Annotated in this window: 14 protein-coding genes; 4 read left to right on the top strand and 10 right to left on the bottom strand. The window is 64.1% G+C overall.

Annotated features, from left to right (window positions below; all coding sequences use genetic code 11):
• The first annotated feature begins 264 nt into the window (after positions 1-264).
• Together J3E61_RS33525 and J3E61_RS33520 are read left to right on the top strand one after the other, a co-directional pair.
• Complete coding sequence (locus tag J3E61_RS33525; RefSeq protein ID WP_210086937.1) at positions 265-600, top strand: hypothetical protein; 336 nt, start codon at positions 265-267, stop codon at positions 598-600.
• A 183-nt stretch (positions 601-783) separates the two neighbouring features.
• A complete protein-coding gene (locus tag J3E61_RS33520) occupies positions 784-2,424 on the top strand; it encodes a CHASE2 domain-containing protein (RefSeq protein WP_210086936.1) in 1,641 nt (546 codons plus the stop codon).
• A 66-nt stretch (positions 2,425-2,490) separates the two neighbouring features.
• Here J3E61_RS33520 and J3E61_RS33515 read toward each other — a convergent pair whose 3' ends face one another.
• The gene (locus tag J3E61_RS33515) at positions 2,491-5,289 is read right to left on the bottom strand and encodes a PQQ-binding-like beta-propeller repeat protein (protein WP_210086935.1); all 2,799 of its coding nucleotides are present in this window, start codon (positions 5,287-5,289) and stop codon (positions 2,491-2,493) included.
• A 304-nt stretch (positions 5,290-5,593) separates the two neighbouring features.
• Complete coding sequence (locus J3E61_RS33510) at positions 5,594-7,366, bottom strand: NAD-binding protein (protein WP_210086934.1); 1,773 nt, start codon at positions 7,364-7,366, stop codon at positions 5,594-5,596.
• A gap of 575 nt (positions 7,367-7,941) precedes the next feature.
• Here J3E61_RS33510 and J3E61_RS33505 point away from each other — a divergent pair.
• Together J3E61_RS33505 and J3E61_RS33500 are read left to right on the top strand one after the other, a co-directional pair.
• Positions 7,942-8,196 carry an antitoxin gene (locus tag J3E61_RS33505; RefSeq protein ID WP_192726441.1) on the top strand — a complete coding sequence of 85 codons (255 nt, stop codon included), beginning with the start codon at positions 7,942-7,944 and terminating at the stop codon, positions 8,194-8,196.
• Complete coding sequence (locus J3E61_RS33500; RefSeq protein WP_210086933.1) at positions 8,193-8,633, top strand: type II toxin-antitoxin system VapC family toxin; 441 nt, start codon at positions 8,193-8,195, stop codon at positions 8,631-8,633. The genes J3E61_RS33505 and J3E61_RS33500 overlap by 4 nt, the downstream gene beginning before the upstream one ends.
• A gap of 201 nt (positions 8,634-8,834) precedes the next feature.
• Here J3E61_RS33500 and J3E61_RS33495 read toward each other — a convergent pair whose 3' ends face one another.
• The 8 genes from J3E61_RS33495 to J3E61_RS33460 all read right to left on the bottom strand — a co-directional run bounded on the left by J3E61_RS33495 (position 8,835) and on the right by J3E61_RS33460 (position 20,239).
• Positions 8,835-9,761 (bottom strand): hypothetical protein, encoded by a 927-nt coding sequence (locus J3E61_RS33495; protein WP_210086932.1) that lies wholly within the window; start codon positions 9,759-9,761, stop codon positions 8,835-8,837.
• 559 nt (positions 9,762-10,320) lie between these two features.
• Positions 10,321-10,941, bottom strand: a complete 621-nt coding sequence (locus tag J3E61_RS33490; RefSeq protein ID WP_210086931.1) for a hypothetical protein — start codon at positions 10,939-10,941, stop codon at positions 10,321-10,323.
• 329 nt (positions 10,942-11,270) lie between these two features.
• Positions 11,271-12,179 carry a hypothetical protein gene (locus J3E61_RS33485; RefSeq protein WP_210086930.1) on the bottom strand — a complete coding sequence of 303 codons (909 nt, stop codon included), beginning with the start codon at positions 12,177-12,179 and terminating at the stop codon, positions 11,271-11,273.
• Between the two features lie 93 nt (positions 12,180-12,272).
• Complete coding sequence (locus J3E61_RS33480; protein WP_210086929.1) at positions 12,273-13,148, bottom strand: hypothetical protein; 876 nt, start codon at positions 13,146-13,148, stop codon at positions 12,273-12,275.
• Positions 13,149-13,673: 525 nt separating this feature from the next.
• Entirely contained in the window at positions 13,674-15,275 is a 1,602-nt protein-coding gene (locus tag J3E61_RS33475; RefSeq protein WP_210086928.1) for an ABC transporter substrate-binding protein, read from the bottom strand.
• A 941-nt stretch (positions 15,276-16,216) separates the two neighbouring features.
• Complete coding sequence (locus J3E61_RS33470; RefSeq protein WP_210086927.1) at positions 16,217-16,507, bottom strand: hypothetical protein; 291 nt, start codon at positions 16,505-16,507, stop codon at positions 16,217-16,219.
• A gap of 10 nt (positions 16,508-16,517) precedes the next feature.
• A complete protein-coding gene (locus J3E61_RS33465; RefSeq protein ID WP_210086926.1) occupies positions 16,518-19,337 on the bottom strand; it encodes an AAA family ATPase in 2,820 nt (939 codons plus the stop codon).
• A gap of 320 nt (positions 19,338-19,657) precedes the next feature.
• Positions 19,658-20,239 carry a hypothetical protein gene (locus tag J3E61_RS33460; protein ID WP_210086925.1) on the bottom strand — a complete coding sequence of 194 codons (582 nt, stop codon included), beginning with the start codon at positions 20,237-20,239 and terminating at the stop codon, positions 19,658-19,660.
• Positions 20,240-20,369: the final 130 nt, after the last annotated feature.

The raw sequence follows: 20,369 nt of genomic DNA, 5'->3' as shown, positions 1-20,369 counted from the left end.
ATGGGATGTGCTTCGCGTAAACCGATCCAGACGAATGATCAAGGGTGGCGAAGCGGCACGATACTGCGAGATGGACGGTGGTCTGCAGGGCGCAGAGTTGTGAGCCGGTTCGTTTTCCCTCTCGCTTGTGCAGCATTGGCGTGTCTGGGTATCGGGCCGCCGAGCGCGACGGCCGACCCGGGTGGGGACCGGCTCGGATGTGGAACGTTTTGCCAAAACGCGGGCGGCTACGGCGGCGCCGGGCCGGCACCTAGTCAGTACGCCGTGACCGTGGTCCCCACCGGCACTGTCACCGCCGACCCGGATGGGTATGTACCAGTGACCTTGGCGTGTCATCTGTCATCGCAGTGCACGGGAGTCGTCATACTCTCAAGCCCGGGGGCGTTCAGTGGGCGCTCGGATTTGGTCGTAGCCGCTGGTGCGACGCGGACTATCGGTGTCCCGTTGCCGCCCTCGGCGATCGCCTACCTCCGCGCCAATGGCCCGACAACCTGTTACGTGACAGCTGACGCCAGGGCATCGGCCGGACTGAGCCAACAGGCGGACGGTCCAGCCGCCATCAACGGCGAGGACATGCTCACGGTCGCGGCGCCGGGATGAGATGAACCTGCGGTCGTCCAGGCTGACTCTCCTTGCTGATGCAAGTCTGACGAGTACGTGCTTCAAGCTGCCACAGGTGATTACGAGGCGCGCGCAGCCCAGCGGGTCGCCCGATAGATACTGGCCCCGGGAGCCGGGCCGCCTCAGCGATGATGCCTTCCGGCCGTCGAACGTCAGGCCAGCGTGACGACCGCCAGCCGACGGCGGCTCCGTCGATTCACGCAGCGCGAGGCCCTAGTTGCGGCGGTCGCGGGCGTCGTCGCCGCCGTGATGATCGTGCTCTATTGGCTGAGCGCCCTGGCAAACCTCGAACGGGCCAGTGTTGACACCCGCTTCTCGATACGCGGGCCACAGTCTCCCGGCGACGGGATCGCAATTATCGCCATCGACCAGAAAACGCTGACCGCGCTGAACGTGCAGCCACCGATCGCACGTGCCGCCTACGCCCAAGTCCTGGACCGAATCCACCCTGCGTCCCCGCGACTCATCGCCATTGACACCCAGTTCATCGGTCGCTCTCACCCGCCCGACGACCAGATGCTGCTTGATGCGATCGCACGCGATGGACCTGTCATTCTGGCCACCCATGAGGGCGATCAAGGGCCCATCCCCGTGCCCGCCGGCGTAGTTAATGCCCGGGGTGCCATACCGGCAAGCGCCGCCGTCGACACCGACCCAGACGGCGTGTTGCGCAAGATGATGTTTGCGCCGGTACAGCTGCCCACGCTGCCCGTTCGCGCCGCGGAGCTGCTCAGCGGCCATTCGGTGCAGCCCTTCACGCACAAATGGATCGACTATCGGGGCGGACCCGGCACTTTCCCGCACTACTCGTTCGTCGATGTGATGGCTGGCACCGTTCCGGCGAGCGCCTTTGCCGGCAAAGCTGTCCTCATCGGCACCACGGATCCGGTTAACGACGTCTTCGTTACCCCGATCTCCTCGGCGCCGATGGCCGGCGTCGAGGTTCAGGCCAACGCACTGTGGACGCTGCTCGCCGGCGTGCCTCTCAACTCGGCAGCCCCGCCGGTAGACATCGCGCTGGTCCTGCTCGTGATCGCCATCCCGGCGCTCATCGGTGCTCGCAACGGCGCGCTCTACAGTTTCGGTGCCGCGCTGGGCACCGTTCTGCTCTTCCTGGTCGGCGCACAGCTTGCCTTCAACGCCGGGCTGATCGTGTCCGTCGCCTACCCGCTGATGGGGTTGGCGACGGCAACAGCCGGCGTCATCGCGGTCGACTCATTCATGGAACGGCGTCAACGCCAGGCTCTCGAACGGGCACTGGGTGACCTGCTACCCCCGCAAACGCCGCCGGCGTTCTTCCTCAGCTACCGGCGCAGCCAGAGCGCATGGCACGCCCGCGACATCAAACGCGAATTAGTCAACCGTTTCGGTGCGTCCAGCGTCTTCATGGACAAGTCGTCTATCGAATACGGTGAAACCTTTCCGGCCCGCATCGCCGAGGCGATTCGCGGATGCAGCGCCATGCTGGTGCTGATCGGACCCAATTGGCTCGAGCAGGTGGACGGCCGCCGGCGCATCGACGATCCGAACGACTGGGTGCGTAGGGAGGTAGAAGCGGGACTCCAACGCAGCGAGGCTGTGGTCGTGCCCACCCTGGTGGATGAAGCGACGAGCCCATCGGCAGCCGAGCTGCCGGAGTCGATCGCCGCACTGGCCACGCTTCACGCGGTCCAGCTCTGCGGTGACGACCTCGAGGCCGAAATCGACAAACTGGTTCAGTCCATTCAACGTGGCCGCCGCCGCACCAACGGAGAAGCCAAGCAAACCGCGGTCAGAACCGACGGGGACGCGATGGGCGGATAGTCGGTAGCGCCGCTCTGCGAGCAGCGATGATGAGCCCGGTGCATCCGATGACAAGCGCTCTCGAGGTCAGTCAGGAGCGATGGGCAGTCCCGGGCACGCGGGGATATACCCGATGTCGGGCGACACCCAGTCCCGCCACTGTTTGCGACTCATGTTGCTGGTCAGCTTGTCGCACAGCTGTGCGGGATCGGCGACGGCAGGCCAGAGCCGCACCGTTCCGTCCACATTTGACGCAGCGACCAGGCGGCCATCGGGGCTCAATGCCACTCCCGCTATGCCGTCGGGGGTGGTGAGCGGAGCCGCCGCCGGTTTCCCGGTGGAGGTCTCCCACAACCGCAGACTGGCGTCGATCCCGCCCGTTGCGAGTTGGTCTCCGACGCCAAATGCCACGCCGAAGACAACGCTGGTGTGACCCAGCAAGGGACTGTGCGGCAACGGCTTTCGCGTGTCGGCGTCCCAAAGGTCGATGACGCCGTTCTCGTGAACAGCGGCGATGACCTTGCCGTCCCGGCTGAATGCCACGGTGGCGATCGGGAACGGGCTCGCGGTGGTCATGACAGGTCCATCGACCTGAGCGGTATCGAGTTTCCACAGCCGCACGCCATCGGCGTAACCCGCGACGATTCGACGCGCATCGGGGCTGAAATCTACAGAGAAGATCTGTTTGTCAGCGGTCATCGGTTTGCCGAGGGCACGACCGGTCCTGACGTCCCAGAGCTGCACGGCGCCAGTCGATGTCTGACCAGAGGCGACCATGTTCCCGTCACGACTGAACACGAACGGGATGCCAAGTCCGTCAACTTCTTGGCCCTTGGTCTGTACGGGCTGCTGGAGAGGCTGCGCGGTGTCGGCATCCCACACCTGCAGTGTGCCGCCGCGTGTCGCGGTGACGATCCGGCCGCCGTCGACGTAGCGGAAGTACACCCCGGGACCGCCGCTAGGTGCCAGCGGCGGTAGCGGCTGGCCAGAACCAACGTCCCACCGCTGGACAGTGGTGTCGCCGGAAATCGCGACGCGGTGGCCGTCGGGGCTGAACATGACGTTCGTAGCAGCGCGGTCAGGGCCCTTCATCGGGTAGCCGACCGTGGCGTTCCACAGTCGAAGCGTCCCATCTGCGCTGGCGGTGGCGATTTGTCGGCCGTCGGGGTTGAATGCCACCCCGTGCACCTCGCTCGTGTGTCCGGTCAAGGTGGGACCAACCTGCACACCGGTGTCTGTGTCCCACACTTGCACAGCTCCGTCGCTGCGGCCGGTAACGATGCGATGGCCGTCGGGACTGAACGCGACCCCGAAGTAGTTAAGGAGGACATTGCCGGCGGGCATCGCGCGGATGGCGGAGCCGGTGTCTGCGTTCGACCACTGCAGAAAGCCGCCGGCTTCCACCATTGCATGCCCATCGGGGCTGATGGCGCTTTGCCATACCCTCGTCGGTAAACCGTTGTTGAGCGGCATCAGCATTAGCGGCGTACGGGGCGCACCGGTCACGGCGTCGCTGATAATCGTTGCGCCCATTGAACTCACGGCCAGAACCTTGCCGCTACGGTCGAATGCCACGTCGGTCACAGGCGGGGCAGCGTCCCCAGGGTTCTTGGGTACGAACACCTGCCTGGTGCCGCGGAGTTGGCCGGTGCGCGCATCCCAGGACCTCAGATTGCCGTCGAGGCCGCCCGTGAAGATCGTGGAGCCGTCGGGGCTGACCGCGACGCTCGTAAGCTGACCCACATTCGACGGGCTTTGGTTGCGCGCCTCGCCGGTGTCGGCATTCCATAGCCGCAGCGCCCCGTCAGCACCCGCAGAAACGATGGTGTGCTCGCTCCTGAACGCCACAGATGTCGCCGGGCCGTTGTGCGCCTTGATCGGCGAACCGATTGGTTTACCGGTCACCGTGTCCCACTGGCGCACCGTCCCATCGACCGCTGCGGTGGCCACGCGGCTTCCATCCGGGCTGTACGCCAGATCCAACGGCACCGATGAAATGTCGACGATCTTCTGCGTGGTGAATCGGTTGATCTGCGCGTTCAGAATCGACACGGGGTTGGGCACGATCGCGTTGGCTGCCAACAGTTCCTGGAGGCCGCGCGCGTCGCCGCCGGGAGCGACGCCGGCAAGGATGGCTGATCCCTCAGCATTGAGTTTGGCGGCGATTGCCTCGTGCAGGTGTTGTTCTGCTTGTTGTCGCTGCGCGACAGCGACGACGGCGAACACGACCGAAGTCACCGTGAGCATGACCAGCCCCGCGACCGCCGCGGCGCGCAGGCGGCGGAACCGCCGTCGCTCCCGTTGATCATCGCCTTCCAACTGATCTTTGGGCTTGCCGTGAATCGGGGCAGCGAGCGCGGTTACTTTGTCACGGAAGCTCAGCGAACGCAGATCCCACGGTGAATCGCCGCTGACATCGATGTACAACGGCTCGGCTCTCAGTGATCCGGGCACCTTCAGCGCCGGTGGAGCAGCGTCCGACGAGTCGTCGAACCGTCCATGCTCGACATCCCAGTTCAGATGGCCCTCGGCTAGCACCAGCATCAGCTTGTCGTGGCCGCGGTATTCGAGCCAATATGCGAGTTCTTTGTCGACCCACTTCGACGCGGCCGCCTGCGGGGACAGGACGACAATCATGAAGCGCGAAGAATCAAGGGCTGCAGTGATTCTCGCCCACAGGTCGGGTGCGGCCTCCAAGTTGGTGTCGTCGCGAAACACTCGTAGAGCCCGTAAACGACCGAACCTGCAGCCGATGCGGTGCAGCCCCTTCTGAATCGCGGTGGTGACTTGCTTGTCGCGGTGGGCGTAGGACAGGAATGCGTCGTAGGCGATGGGCGCGGCAGGCGTGGGGCCCAGAGATTCAATGGGCTGTGCCAACTCCGCCATGTCTCGCCCCCGGAAATCTTCGTCGATCCAGCAGCAGCGGTCGCGCTGTGGCAACCAGCTCAGTTTGTCACTCAGAGCGGCGGGATTAATCACTTTGATGCAGCACCAAACTGAGAAGGCGCGGTACGGGTCGCGCAGTGGAGCGGGCCAGTCCACTCCTGGCGGCCGCGACGCTGGCGGCCGCGCTCACGGCGTCGACTCGGCCAAAGGCACCGAAGCGGGGTGTGGAACGGCGCCTAACTGCGGAGAAGGATGCGGCGGTCAACGCTGCGTGAAGCAGGACGTTTACCGAGGTGGCGCGGGATCACGCGAGCTCGGCAGGCTCGGTCTTCTCCAGGCGTAGGACTTGGAAGCCGGCGTTGGCCAAGATCTGCGGAATCGATCGCACGAACATCCGGTCATATTCGGCGATGTGGTCGGGAAGCTCGTTGAACGGGATGAGGTACTCGGTGAGCTTCTTGTCCGGATCTTTTGGCCCAGCGCGCCAACCCGCCTGAACGCGTTCATCGATCCAACGGTCGTGCTCCTCGATTGCCAGTTTCTCGACCTCCTCGGGGTCGAACGTGAAATCCGATGCCCCCCAGTCCCGTAGCGGTGCAATCACGCAACCGATCATGTGCAACTTGACCGGGATGTCACGGGCCTGCGCGCGACTGGAGTCCCTGCGCGACTCGTCGAGTTCTTCCCACAGGGGCGCCGGCTTGTTTTCGGCGAGCTGCTCCTCGCGCCAGCGATTGTGGACGGCGACCGCGATCAGCTCGAAGGAGCCGCCCTGTACGAACTCGGTCGTGCACACGTTCTCCAGCGTAGGGAACACGTCGATGCTCCTGAGCGCGCCGCTGGCTCTGGCGTCTTCGATCAGTCGCGCGACCCCGTGGGCGCGTGACAGCGCCACCACAAGCGGGATGCCCGCGTCGAGCGCGTGGCGCAAGGACAGGGCCGCCTCAAGCGCGTCTTCGTCGCGGTATGCCGTCACGTAGGCGCTGGTCATCGGTGGTGCTCCGGCGCTGGTATGGAGTTCGGGCAGCTGCTGTACTTCACGATCCAGAATCGAGATGCATACGAAGCGGCACACATACTCCAGCGCCGGAAACTCGTTCACCAAAGCCTGCTTGCGGTCCTCGGCGTGATCATCGATGACGGTGACCCATAGCGGGGTGTCGTCGGTTCGGGTGTCGTACCACTCGCGGGCGGCATGTTTGACAAGCCAGTTTCCGAGCGCGTCGAGCCGACTGATGAGCAGATGTGGATGCGAGCCGGGTGGGCCAACGGGGAAGTTGTCGAGCCACAGCCGCGCTCCGATCTCCTCGGTGTTGAAGAAGTCGAGCACTGGCGCCGAACGCTTGGCGGGCAGGTTGGCTTCCTGAATGCGCAGCAGTGCGCAAAGCTCCGGGTCGCCGATGCGGGCAAGACACTGCAACTCACCGCTACGACGGTCGCTGGCCAGTCGTCGGCCGACGGCAACGATTTCGGTGTTGACCGCATCGTCAGCGCACACCGCGACAAGCCGGGCCGCGCGGCGCACCCCGGCGGCACGCAGCGTCCGTTCCAGTTGCGCGTCACCGACGATGACCGGGATCTTCAAACTGCGACACAACTCGATGTGCGGGTTGGTCGGATCCATCTCCACGGCGACGACTTTCACGTGAGACTTACGTCTTCCGTGGGGTTCTCGAAGGTGCCGCAGGAACACGGTGCCGACGTAGCCGAGGCCACACACCACCACGTGGCCACGCATCAACGGGACGCGAATTTGTTGAAATCGGTCTCGGAACAGCGAGGCCAGGCCTGCAAGTGCTGCGTAACCGGCCACCGCGGGCGCAAGGAACCGTGCGATGTCCAACCAGATCGGCAGTCTTGTCTTGTCTGGCGCCGTCGCCGGCAGGAAGAGCATCAAGCTGCGGTACACGACGTCGGCCAGGTCGGGGGGCGCGTCGTAGGCCTTGAGGAGGTACTGGTGGTTGAGGAACTGCGCGTAGCCGATGCAACCAAAGATGAAGGCGAGCGCGCCGGCGATACTCAGCAACACCCAGCGGTAGTCGATCAAAAAGTGCACGCCAGCGCGCAGGCGTCGCACCAAAGACTCCGCACTCAGGCCGCTCCGTGGGGCCTGCGCGCGCACCTCTGTATTGATTGTCTCGACGGATTCGTGACCGGGTCCGGTGTGTTCAGGGGGCCCCCGCATCGCTTCCCCCTGCGCGGATAGACCGTCACGACCTGTGGCGCGTCGTCGAAAATGTAGCGCACCTGCCAATGCCAGGTACGACATTCTGCGCCGTTGGCGAGAGCCAAATCCATGCCATGTCGCTCACGGACCACCCGCGCGATGGGTTGGTGATCGAGAGATCGGCGAGTCTTGGTTCGGCATCCATCGAGGAAGCGGGCGCGGGGTTGAGCTCGCGGTCGAAAATTGCCGAATCCGAATCGGCGAGCTCCGGTGGCCCTTTGCAGACAGTCGAGGCGGCACACCGACATCGGTCGCGCCTGTCATGATCGTGCACTCACCGCGATGGCCGAATCAGGGATCGTCGATGCCTACCTTTGGGCGGTGCCTTAACGCGTCTCGTTAAGCGTTATTCGTGCCGCCGCGCTGGCGACTCCTGCGAACTAGTGACAGCAGAGCATCACCTATTTTGATGCTATGCTGTCAACGTGCGCACGACGGTGACTCTCGACGATGACACCTTGGCTGTCGTGCAGCGGCGCATGCGGGAGCGAGGCGTCTCCTTCAAGCAAGCACTCAACGACGCCATCCGCGACGGGGCGCAAGGCCGCCCCTCCCCTACGCCCTTCGTCACCCGCTCGGCTGATCTGGGCGTTCCCTCGGTGAACCTCGACCGCGCCCTGCAGTTGGCCGGTGACCTCGAAGACGAGGAACTGTTGCGGCGACAGCGCCGCGGCGCATGAAAATCGTCGACGCCAACGTGCTGCTGTATGCGGTCAATTCGGCCGCCGAGCACCACAACGCCAGCAGACGCTGGCTCGACGGCGCACTGTCGGGCGCTGACACCGTCGGCCTTGCGTGGGTGCCGCTACTAGCGTTTATCCGGCTGACGACAAAAGTCGGGCTGTTTCCCACTCCGCTGCGAACCGCGGATGCCATGCGGCAAGTCGACGAGTGGTGCACCGCTCCGGGAGCGGTCGTGATCGGCCCCACGCCGCGTCATTCCGAATTGCTCAGCGGTTTGCTTTCGCATGTCGGGACGGGCGGCAACCTCGTCAACGACGCCCATTTGGCCGCCTTGGCGCTGGAGCACCGTGCCGGAATCGTCAGTTACGACAGCGATTTCGGCCGCTTCAATGGAGTGCGCTGGGAGACACCCGATGCACTCCTGGTGCGCTGAGTTCAGCTGACGCCGCGCAGGCAATTGCCGCTGCGGCAAATTGACGGTCCAACGCAAAGGGCCGACGCATGTGCGGTCCGACTGCGGTAGCGGGAGCATGCGGTCACGCAGTCCGGAATGCACGTCCGCCCAGCCCTCGGCAGAGCGTCTGCGCCGCTATCTACGGCGCCGGGTCGGATCCGCTGTGGCCGTCCTCCGGCGTCAGCACGCCAGCTCGGGCGCCGACTCGGCGCGAAGCTTGTTCAGACCGTTCTGCACCGTGCCCACTGCGTCGTCTACGGCTGGTTTAAGGGACGCACCCTCTTCCCCGTACACGATCTGCGCCGTGGTGGCGACGTCGACCTGACGGCGATCGAATTCAATCATCTGGCGGAGGTTATCGCGCAGAACATTCACCTGGCCCTCGAAATGGGCGGGCCAGTCGATGGTGTCGATTCGGTCGATGAAGCGCTGCGCCGCATCTTGTTCGATGGCTTTGGCGGCCTTCGCCGCGTTCAGGTCGTTGACCGACAGTGCCGCTTGGAACTTGTCATTCACCGGAGCGATGTCCTTGAAGAACGTGTGCTCCGCCACCTCCAACTGAGCGAAGGCCATTCCGGCCTGGGGCTCAGGGTGACCGAGTGCGGCGATCAGACGGTCGGTTTCCAAGCTCACTATCGCGTCGTCGAGGTTCAAGAGCCCTATTAGTCGTTTCATCTGTTTCTTGTCATTCTTCTCGGCAGCCGCGGTCAACGCATCCATGTCAGCCAATTCAGCGGCGTTGAGTTCACGGAGCTTGTACACGATCAGTTGTGCCGCAGGGGGAACGGCGATTCTCGCAAGGTCGTCGTCCCACGTCATCATCACGACGCGGTACTCGTCGACGCCAGCTTTTATGGTGTCGACGGCGCCGGCGTCAGCCAGTGGGCCGAAGCCGGAGAATCCGGTCGCGCACCAGAACGGTTTCACGGCCTTCAGGAACTGCGCGAATGCGGCATCGACATCCACCGCCACACTCGACGGACTTGGGGCCGCGACACTCGACACGCTTGGCGCGGTTGGCGCATCGTTGCCGCCGCAGCCTGCCACACTCGTCACGACGGCGATACCGACCATCGGTACCCAGATCTTGCCGAAAGCAAGTCGCATCGCTCGCCCCCGCGTCGATAGGCCGCGAAGTCCGTTAGTTGCTACGCCAGGATTACCCATCGTGTCCTCACTCACTTCTTGGACGAGAGTCGTTGGCACTCGTCGTTATTCGTCGGTGAGCATGTGCGCGACTGCTCAACGGCGGACTGAACGCGATTGGCCGGGCGGTCCAGCAATCGGTCGGGCTGCCCCGATCGGAGCGGCCGAGGGCCAGGAATCTGATGGTTCCTGACCCCGGCCGCTGCCCCTTCCCCCGGGGCAAGAGTTGTTCGGGCTCAGCAGTTTCGCCGAGCCCGACTCCCCGCACCTCCGCCCCGCGTTCGGACACGTCAACGATCTGCCGTACGTCATGAACTATCGGCCAGCCGATGACACGGCGTGAGGTTTACCCCTGACGCAGCGCTCCACTTGTCGGCTGCACAAACCGCCGGTGTGACTGATTCATGCTTCTGTCTGGCCGTCTGTGCGGCGCCTGTTCGCCGAGCGGTGGCCAGTGCGCGGGTACCGGTCACCATCTGCCGCCCGACAATTCGGTACTGGTACACCACCTGTATGTCCTTCATTTGCAGATGGTGACGCCGGTGACGCAGGCGACGCCGGCACTGTCGGTGACCGAGGTGAGGTTGCGCCGGTTGGCCGAGGTCGTGGGCGGCAGCACATGATTGAGCACGCCGCGGTAGGCGCCCTGATAGGCCTCGCCGGGCTCGAGGATCCCGTCGGTGTCTTGCGGGGTGCCCGACGCGCCCAGCAGCCCATGGTAGATCCCGCCCAACGGCGTCCTGTTGAGCATCGGGTTGTGGTCGAACACAGCGTCACCGACCGTCTGCCCCAAACTCACCAGCGGGGCCGGGTAATTCAGAGCGGGCCGGTTACCCACCCCCACCGCACCGCTGCCTCCAGGACCGCCGCCAGGGCTGCCAGGTCCACCCGGACCGCCGCCTGAGGGGCCGCCAGGCCCAGGGTCGCCACCGCCGCTGCCACCGCCTCCAGGACCCCCAGTCCCGGTGCCACCGCCGCTGCTGCCACCGGAACCGCCGCCTGGCGGCGCTGCGTGAGCGATTCCTGGCGTAGCGATGGCCGCGCCGACCCCCGCGAGCAACAGCGCGCCGGCGGTGAGCGCCCCGGCGATTACGATTCCGGCCTTGCTGATGTCATGTTCTGCCCGGTGGTTACCGTTCATGTATTGCCCCTCGGCTACTCACGGCTGCCTGTTGGGCAACTGTTGTGTTCGTTGCAAACGTTAACGACGAACGGCCCAAGCCGAATGAGGGAAAACCCTGGCATTTCCCACCTACCAGCAGCTGATCGGGTATTTGCTATCCGGTTTCAAGAGCGCAGGGCGATCCGGCTAGCAAACAGTTGTCTGATGCCCGTGGCTTGAGCGGGCAGGTGCGTCGTGCAGCGATCGCGACGACCCTCAAGTGACTGCACACGGCTCACCGCTGATCGCATCGGGCCGGCCCAATCCGGACCGCCGAATCGCGGTCCTACGGTGAGTGGCGTCCCCTCCTAGCTGCACTTCACTGGACTCGAGACTGCGCCGGTCCGCGCCAGGACGTTCCACAGCTCTTGCTGGGCGTCATTGGCGGCGGCCATTTCGGGCGCACCCTCTTCGGGAGTCCGAACTATTTGCGCGGTGGTGGCCACATCGACCTGATGGCGGTCGAATTCGATCATTCCGAGGAGGTGTTTGCGCAGGGTATTGGCCTGGCCCTCGAATGTTCCCGGGGGCCAGGAGATGGTGTCGAGCTTGTCGATGTAGCGCTGGAGCGCATCTATCTCCATCGCTTGGGCGGCCTTCGCCCCGTCCAGGTCCTTGGCGGCCAGTGCCACCTGCCATTTGGCCGCCACCGGGTCGATTTCTTTATAGAACGTGAGGTGAGCCAGATCGAGTTGATCGGCTGCCACCCAGGCTGGGGCTTCGGGGTGGCCGAGTGTCTCGCGTAGGTGATCGCCTTCCAACGTCGCCGACGAGTCGTCGACCTGGACCTGGAGCATCACAGTCCACATTCGGCGGGTGTCTTTGTCGTCGGCCTCTACCAATTCATTCAGCCCGGGCAGCTCGGTGGCGATGAACTCCCGTATTTTGCCGACGATCGGTTGTGCCGCAACAGGAAAGGCGATCTTGCTCAGCTGGGCATCCCACGCCGCCACCACGTCGCGGTGCTGGCGGGCCCTGTCTTTCATGATGCCGTAGTGCTTGTCGTGGAATGCCTCGAACATCTCGAGGTAGGCCTTCGAGCACTGAAAGGGTTTTGTTGCTTCCATGTATTGCTCGAAGGCGACATTGGGATCGACCGGTGGGCCCGTCGGGCTCGATACCCCTCCCGGGGCCGCAGTGCCTCCGCAGCCGGCGACGCTCGTCGCGACGGCGATACCAAGCGCGGGCATGCAGATCTTGCAGAAGCCACTTCGCATCTCATTCCCCCGTCGAACAGTTCCCCGGCGGAGAATATCTCCGGCGAGGAACAGCTCTGCAAACCTGTTGGAGGTTGCCACAGCAGTTGACGCTCACCCCGGACACGCCGTGAGAGGATCCGATTCGTGGTAGGCCTTTATCAGGGCGTCCCAGAGTGCACTCTTTGCTTGAGCGACGGCTTGTCCCGATTCCGGCGCCTTGACGATTTGCGCTGCGGTGGCTACGTCGACCTGATGGCGGTCGAAGTCGATGATGTCTTGCAGGCTCTCGCGCAGGGCGGTGACCTGGTCGTCGAATCCCGGTGGCCAGGCGATGTTGTCGAGTCGGTCGAGGTAAGCCTGAGCGGCTTCTTCGTCGGTGGCATTGACGGCCTTGGCCGCGCTGAGGTCGTTGGCCTCCAGCGCCGCTGTCCACTCTGTAGACAGCGGGTCGGCGATCTGAAAGTACTTGAGGTGCGCCAAATCGAGTTGATCGGCGGCGATTGTGGTTGAGGGCATGGGGTGGCCTAGAGCCGCGCGCAGATCATCGCTTTCCACCGTCACCGACGAATCGGCAACCTCGACCTCGTATGTCAGCCTCACGATGCTCTCGATGTCGGTGACGTCAGTCGGTGCCAGGTTAGTCAGTGCCGCCAACTCGGAGGCGGTGTTTTCGCGCATCTGATCGACGATCGGTTCCACCGCAAGCGGAAAGGCGATCTTGCCCAGTTCAGCGGACCACGTCGCGATTACGGGACGCTGCTTGCGGCCATTTTCCTTCACGGCGTCGTAGTTGGATTTCTCGAACGCCTCACCCATCGCGATATAGGCGGATGAGCAGTCGAAAGGCTTCGCGGCTCTTTCGTACTGCGTGAAGGCCGCAGCGGCATCAACGGGCGGGGTCGACGGCCTCGGTGCCGCCTCCTTGGACGGAGCCGACGCGCCCGGCGCATGCAACCCGCCGCAACCCGCCACGCCTACTGACAGCACGATACCGACCACAGGTATCCAGACCAGCCGAAAAACAGGCCGCACAATGGTTGGTTCTGGTTGACCATGGTTACCACTCATGGCTTTGCTTCCCCCCGGTCAGACGATCGTTCGTAGGCTCGGTGCAGGACGGTCGGAACGAATGACCTTGCCCGACAACTCGATAGCGATGCTGCGCTAGCGCATTCGCTGCTGTTTCGTTAGACGCTTGCCTGTGCTTCACCGGTCGAAAGGTCTCCGCGGAGAACATCGCTGATCTGCGCGTTCCTGCCGCCGACCGAGCAGTCGTCGGGCCAAGCCTAGGCCTTGGCAACCGCGTTGTGCACCAACAGATTTGGGATCGTGCGCAGTGCCGGGTGCCGGGTGCGGAATTCGTTACCAAACAGCCGACTCTGCAAACGGTCGACTCGGAACGCTGGACTCGCCAGGGTGATTGACGACGTGGCGAGTCCCGCGAATCGCGGATGTCAATCTTCGCGCGATCAAGACCTGGTGCCGTTGCGGCCGGCAAATCGGCAGTGGTGGTCATTTTTTCACTGCGAGGGTGTTGAGGTCGACCTGGCTCAAGTACGGCGAAATGCCGACGTTGGTCACGTTCGCCCCGACCACCTCAGGGTCGTTTTGATGCAGTGTTGGCAGGAATGGCCATGCAGTGGTCTGTATTTCGTTGGCGATGTCGACGAACTTCTTGGCGGTCGCAGCCGGATCCTCTGTCGAGGACCTGAGGTCCTGCAGTTGGCCGGACAATTTCGGTTCGAAGTATTTCCCCGGGTTGCTCGACCCCCAGCTGGTGCCGTCCTCGTTGGGCCCCATCAGGGGCAAGACCACCGCCGCCGCGGTGGGCCAATCGAAACACCACACTTGGGACGGGTCGATGTCCCACCCGTCGACACCGGCGAGGAGGGTGGAAAGCTCCTCGTCGGGATGGGGGTCGACGGCGACTTTGAGGCCGATCGCCTCGAGGTTGGCCTTGATCTGGGTGATCTCCTTGCTGTAGGCGGAACTCAAGGAATCGCTCACGGCCATGTGCAGGGGTGGCACCGACTTACCTTCGAGCAACTTCTTCGCTCCGTCTGGATCGCCGCCGGGTTTCAGCGCGAGATCTGCTGCCACGTAACCGGGAACGTCCGGCGGAATTACTGAGTCGGCGACGGAGCCATAGACATCGCCACCGTATGCGGACTGGATGCCCTGCCGGTCGATGGCCAGTGCGATCGCGTGCCGGACATCGGGGTCCTTGATTGTTTGCGTGTTCATCGTGATGTACTCGACACATGGGCCCGGCCCGTTGACGAACCGGGGCTTGAGTGCAGGCTCCTGCGCTCTGGCGAAGTCGCTCACCTGCATTATTCCGTCCAGCGGGACTGCGAAGGCGTCATTGCCGTCGCTCTTGATGAGTCGCTCGCTGGCCGCACCCTTGTCCGCATTGAGCTCAAACTGGAAGCGATCGGGATAGGCGGGTCGGTTGGGATCGGTTGCCGGATCCCAATTCTCGTTACGTACCAGCGCGAGCGATGTGCCAGGTTGATAGTTCTCGATCTTGTACGGCCCGGACGCGATGGGACGATTGTCGTAGGCCTGCTTCGTGTCCTTATCCTTGGGCACGGGCGCGGTATAGGCCATAGCCATAATCCAGTCGGCGTCGGGTTGGGTTCCGCTGAAATGGAAGATCAACGTCCGGTCGTCGGGAGTCTCGACGGAACTGAGGTCCTTTTCGGGTGTGGCATAGGGGCTTTCGAAACCTGTTGGGTTCTCGAGGAGGTCAGGCATCCACGTCGCACCGAGGGGGAACACGTCACGATCGAAGGAGCGCATGACCCCGTATTTGATGTCCTGCGCGGTGATTGGGCGGCCGTCTTCGTACTTCAGGCCCGCCCGCAGCCGGTATGTCCATGTCCGCCCGCCGTCGCTGGGAGTGCCCAGCGTTTCGGCCAGGTCCGGTTGAATCGATGGTTCCTCCCCTGGCGTGTCCTTGATGAACGTCAACGTCCGGTAGATGAGCCGACCCACCTCCGTGGAGTCGGTCGTGTATGCGTTGGCCGGATCCAGGGCATCGAAAGCAGAAGCCTGCAGTACATAGACCGTTCCACCTTTTCCGGTCACGCCCTTGTCTTTGATGTGGAGCACCGAGGGTTCCGCGGTTGGCGTTCTGGTGTCCGAAGGCTCGGGTTTGGCACTGTGTGGGCCGTTCGACGAGCAGCTGGCCGCCGTGAGTGAGGTCGCGACGACAACCGCCGTCAAACTTTTCCAGCGATGATTCATGTGAACATTCCCCCGAGTTTCATCATTCTGATGGCAAATACGTTGCGGATAAACAGCTTTCGAGATCTACGCGGCGAGAGGGAGAACGCACTGGCGACCACGCTCATGTCGTAGCCCATTCGCGCTCCTTCTCTCCCGGCACTGCGCCGGAATCCAAATGCGGATACTGCACCGCCGCACTGAGTGCCACCTGGTTCGCAAACGGGTCAACGGCGACTGTCATCGAAGCAGCCGAGGCAATGGTTTCTCGCCCAAGTGAACCGGCTTTTCGATCGCGCGGTCCCCGTCGCATGACAGCCCGTGGGGCTGGTCAGCACACCAGATATTCTGGCCGCCAGATCCGTCTGGGTAGCCGGCTATCGCGGCACCTGCCCAACAGGCGATCAAGATCACTGCTGCGGCAACTGCCGCAATCGTGGTCGATGGCCTCATGCCCGCACCGGCGGTGTCAGACGCCGCCCCGTATGCCGACCGTGGTTCTGGCTCGCGGACACCACCGACGCCAGCAGTGCCTGCCGTCCAATGAGTGACTTTCATTGACGGCCCCTCTCGTCAGGTACCCCGACGGTTGCTCACTCGTGTCACGCTAGATTCGGTGCGGACCCCAGCGACACAGGGAAAACCCTGGAATCCGGCTCGGGTTCCCGGCGCTCACCCAGGAGCCCGGCCCCGCGGACGTGATATCGGCGCCGTTTGATCGACCGTGGGCCGGGCTTATTGCCAAACCTCATCACCACTGGGACACCAGCGTTGTGACTCCCGCGTGGCCGCGGCCATGATTTCCGCACCCGTCGACGGCGGTGGCGTTATCGGAGGATGCGGGCTCGAATGTCGCTGCTGATGCGGTCGGCTGGCCAGCCGGCCCCCCGGCAAGCTCTTGTGACGGTATCGGCTGATTCGGCGGCGAACACGCCGTAAAGCACTTGGTCGGTGGACGCGGCCACCGCCGCCAGCAACCGGATCGGATACCCCTCGCTGTGAAGGCGGGCGACGGTATCACCAAGGGCGGCGGCCACCTCGTCGATGTCGCGATTGACTACAGCGGGTCGATACCACTCTGCGAGAAAACACCGCTGCGGCCGATCCGGTGCACTCATCCCCGCGACGCTACTGCTCCTGGGCGGGGGGCGAACCAGGGATATCCCTGGAGTTGGCGGGGTCGAGGCGGGCATGCAGTTGCGTGCGGGAACGGATGCCGAGTTTGCGGTACACGTTGCTGAGGATCATTTCGACGGTCTTGAGTGCCAGGAACTGCTCGGTGGCGATCTCCTTGTTGGACAGCCCCGCAGCCGCGCGCTGAGCGATGCGCTGCTCGGCGGGCGTGAGCCCGGACTGCGGGTCGTCATTGGTTCCGCTGAGCCGGGCGAGTTCGGCGCGGGCGCGCTCGGCCCACAGCGGCGCACCAATGTCCTCGAACGTGCGCAGCGCCTCCCCTAGCGTCGCCGCGGCGGCCGGCTTGTGACGGCGGCGCCGCTGGATTTGGCCGAGAAGTACTTGGGTGGTTGCGGTTTCGAACGGCATCGGCAGCCGCTGGTGATAGGTCATCGCCCGGTGCGCGGACTGCTCGGCGGCGGCAAGGTCGCCACAATGCGCATGCGCCATGGCTCGGCAGCGAGCGCCTATCGCGAGCATCCAGGGGCGGTCAAGTCGCGTGCCGTTGTTTTCAAGGCTCTCGATGAGCGGCTCGGCGTCGTCGGTTTGCCCGAGCGCGATCATCGCCTCCACCGCGATGGGAATGAAAGCCGCAGTGCTGAATTCGGTGTTGGGCAGGTCGGTGAAACTGCGGAGTCGTGGCTGCAGGATGTTCAGCGCTTGAGCGTAGTTGCCGACAAAGTTCTCCAGATAGGCCCGGCACTCGATGGGGCGCAGCGCCGCTTCTGAGTCGCCGCACCGATGGGCTGCTTGCATGGCCTGCGCTCCGGCGGCGCGCGCATCGTCGATACGCCCGGTGAGGGCGGCAACCCACGCCCGCGAGGTGAGCGCCATCGTCAGGATCGAGTCGCCGCCGAGCTGCTGTGCGCGTTGCACCGCCTCTTCGGCAGACTGGTGAGCCGCATTGAGGTCGCCGCGCCACCAGTTCAGCATGGTGCTGTGGATCTCGACCCACAGCATCTCGGTGTCAGCTCCGCGGTCGAGGCATCGCTGGCGGACGGCATTCATGTGCGGCTGCGCTTCGTCGACGCGACCGGCCCATGCCAGAAGCATGGCGCTAATCGCGTCGGCGCCGAGCGGGATGACGACGTCGGAATCCGGGTCCTGGAGCGCGAGAGCGCGCTGAAGTTCGGCGTCGTTCACGCCCTGCCCGTTGAAAAACAGTGCATTGGCATGCGCGGCCAGGGCCTGACTGGTCAGTGATGGGATGTCTAGGGTTTCGGCGCGCCGCAAGCCTTCGCTGGCGGTGGCCAGTGCTGCCGCACATCGGCCAGCGCTGAGTTGCGCGTAGGAGAGGAAGACCAGGAGGGGCGCCGCCATGGACGGGATCTCGGCGATTTGCTCATAGGCCTGTTCGAGCAACGTGGCAGCCTCGCTGAAGCTGCTTGTGTAGATGCGCATGCCGGCGCGGGTGCCGAGGGCCATGGCCCGCATCGGTCCGCTGAGTTGGTCGACAGTGCGCGTGTCAAGCATCATGTCGGCGCGGACTAGATTGCCCGAGCGAAGGTGCCGTTGGGCCGCTTGGATTCGCCGAAGTGGGTTGTCGCCGCCGATGTTAATCGCCATCTCGGTGAGCTCGGCTGCCGCTGCAAATGCGCCCTGCGCGTTGGTCACGTCCGCCGCGGCGTCTAGCGCCTCCAGCGTGGCCGCGTCGGCACTGGTGGCGGCGAGCGCCAGATGGCGTGCTTTGACCTCGGGGCGTTCGTCGATGCCGGCCAGCGCGCGGTGCATGGCTCTGCGGCGCGCGGGGGTGGCGTGGGTGTATACACCGGTGGCCAGCAAAGGGTGAGTGAACCGGATCTGAGTGCCGTTGATGACGACGATGCGCGCGGTTTCGCTGCGCTCCAACAACTCGACCACCCGCTGCGCAGGAGTTGCGGTCGCCATGGCGACCAACACCACCGTGGGCGCCGGCGTACAGGCCGCGGCCAACAGCAGTTGCGCCGTCTCGACGTCAACGTCCTGCACCCGAGCGCGTACCAGCGCGGCCAACGTGTCGGGCAACTGGCGATCGATGCTGTCGCCGTCGGCCACGGCGCGCGCCAGCTCTGATGCGTAAAGCGGGTTGCCGCCGGAGATCTCGTGGATTCGCATCATCATCGGCCGAGGTAGCACTCGTCCCAAGCGGGCAGAGACCATGGTGTGTAGGCCGCCCAGGGTCAACGGTGACATTCGCAGCCGGGTCACGGTGTCGGGGCGAGGCAACTGTAACCACGACACCACATCCGTCGTGCTCGACTCACCACTACGTGAGGTCACCAGCATCCCCACCGCGCCAGACAGCCGCCGGACGGCGAAGCGCACCACCGCCCTACTGGAAGCGTCCAGCCACTGCGCGTCATCGATCGCCAGCAACACCGCTGTACCTGTGCTGATCCGCTCGATCACCGCAAGAAATGCGGCTGCGACCACCCGTTCGTCGGTGGCCGGACCTCCGACGAGAACCTCACCCGACCGGGCCCGGTCCAGCGCGATGCGCTGCACAGCGGTCAACTCAGCCACCAGCGCCTCATCCACGCCGCTCAACAAGTCCGCGACCGCCGCGTAGGCATAACTGACCTCCGCTGGCGAGCCCCGCGCCGACAGCACCCGAAAGCCCCGCTCGACGGCCTGATCGGCAGCATCGAGCAACAACGTGGTCTTGCCGATGCCTGCCTCACCCTCGATAACCAATGCCGCCGGCCCCTCGCAGGCATCGTTGAGGAGGTCCGATACGGCGCGCGCCTCCGGTTCTCGCTCCACCATGCTTGGCGGCACAGTGCTAGGACGGGCCATAGGCTGGTGTCCTCTTCAGCAGGTGGAAGCACAGATGGCTTGCGGTGGGCGGGCAGACCAGGATCCCCCAAGCAACCCGCTACTGAAACGCAGTATAGCCAGCGGGTAGCCGTTGACATGGGGAAACAGCAGCAATCTGTGCCATGTAGAGGCAGCGCCGCAAATTCTGATCTTGAACAGGTCATTTGGGTTGGCGGACATTTCCGCCCGGCCCCTGCTACACAGCCAGACCTAAACGTCGCAGCACTTGCGGGCTGTATGTGGTTTGCCGAACCATCGCCGCCCCAATCGCGCTGCCCGACCCGGGATCACACAGTTCGTTAACTCACCCTCACCAAGGTGAAGGATTCGGGTGGGCCGGTTCCCGACCCGGCAGGCTCGCCGCACCCCGGTCCGTGGAGTGTGGCGTCCCAGGATCCTTTGAGGGATGTGGTGTTCCATGAATAGATGGCATCGACTGCGGCATAGGTGCCGTCGTCACAGCTGTACCCGTCGGTCCGGATGACGGCCATTGACCACATGTCGTTCGTGAGGTGGGCCTGTCCGGTAAATGGCAGTGCGAGCGTGTCACCAAACTCGTCGGCGGTTTCTGACTTCACCGCTATGTCTGCGCATCCTTCGCCGCAGGGGGTGACTGCCCACGTGCTGATCCCTGTAGTCTCGCCGGTCACTTTGTAGGAACCGTTCAGTTCCGGCGCGGCTGTCCTCGATGTTGACAGCGAGACGGTTGAAGTCGTGTCGGCCACGAACGATGAGTTCGGTGATTTCGCTCGTTCGCCGCCGCACGACACTGTGAGGGTCGCGACTGCAACTCCGACAGGGATGAGTACGCCTGCAGAAAGCCTACGACTTAAGGTCATGATTTGCCTATCCAGATATACGGGGAGGTAGACAGCCTCCACCTATTTGCTGACCGTGCACGGCGTTTTGCCAGGAAGAGACCGGATGCGCATCGAAATTCGAACGGCCGGTTAACCGGATGACCGGGTGGGCTGCCTTGAAGTCGCTAGCATGCCGCGTGATTTCGAATGT

The organism is Mycobacterium sp. OAE908 (assembly GCF_017872775.1).
GTDB lineage: Bacteria > Actinomycetota > Actinomycetes > Mycobacteriales > Mycobacteriaceae > Mycobacterium.
Note: the sequence above shows the minus strand (reverse complement) of the source record. Positions and strands in the feature narration are given on the sequence as shown.

What these genes read in the sequence shown, in the direction of transcription:
- J3E61_RS33515 (WP_210086935.1), bottom strand. Translation starts at nt 5,289, where the DNA reads ATGGCGGAGTTGGCACAGCCCATTGAATCTCTGGGCCCCACGCCTGCC.
- J3E61_RS33500 (WP_210086933.1), top strand. Translation starts at nt 8,193, where the DNA reads ATGAAAATCGTCGACGCCAACGTGCTGCTGTATGCGGTCAATTCGGCC.
- J3E61_RS33495 (WP_210086932.1), bottom strand. Translation starts at nt 9,761, where the DNA reads ATGCGACTTGCTTTCGGCAAGATCTGGGTACCGATGGTCGGTATCGCC.
- J3E61_RS33490 (WP_210086931.1), bottom strand. Translation starts at nt 10,941, where the DNA reads ATGAACGGTAACCACCGGGCAGAACATGACATCAGCAAGGCCGGAATC.
- J3E61_RS33485 (WP_210086930.1), bottom strand. Translation starts at nt 12,179, where the DNA reads ATGCGAAGTGGCTTCTGCAAGATCTGCATGCCCGCGCTTGGTATCGCC.
- J3E61_RS33470 (WP_210086927.1), bottom strand. Translation starts at nt 16,507, where the DNA reads ATGAGTGCACCGGATCGGCCGCAGCGGTGTTTTCTCGCAGAGTGGTAT.
- J3E61_RS33465 (WP_210086926.1), bottom strand. Translation starts at nt 19,337, where the DNA reads ATGGCCCGTCCTAGCACTGTGCCGCCAAGCATGGTGGAGCGAGAACCG.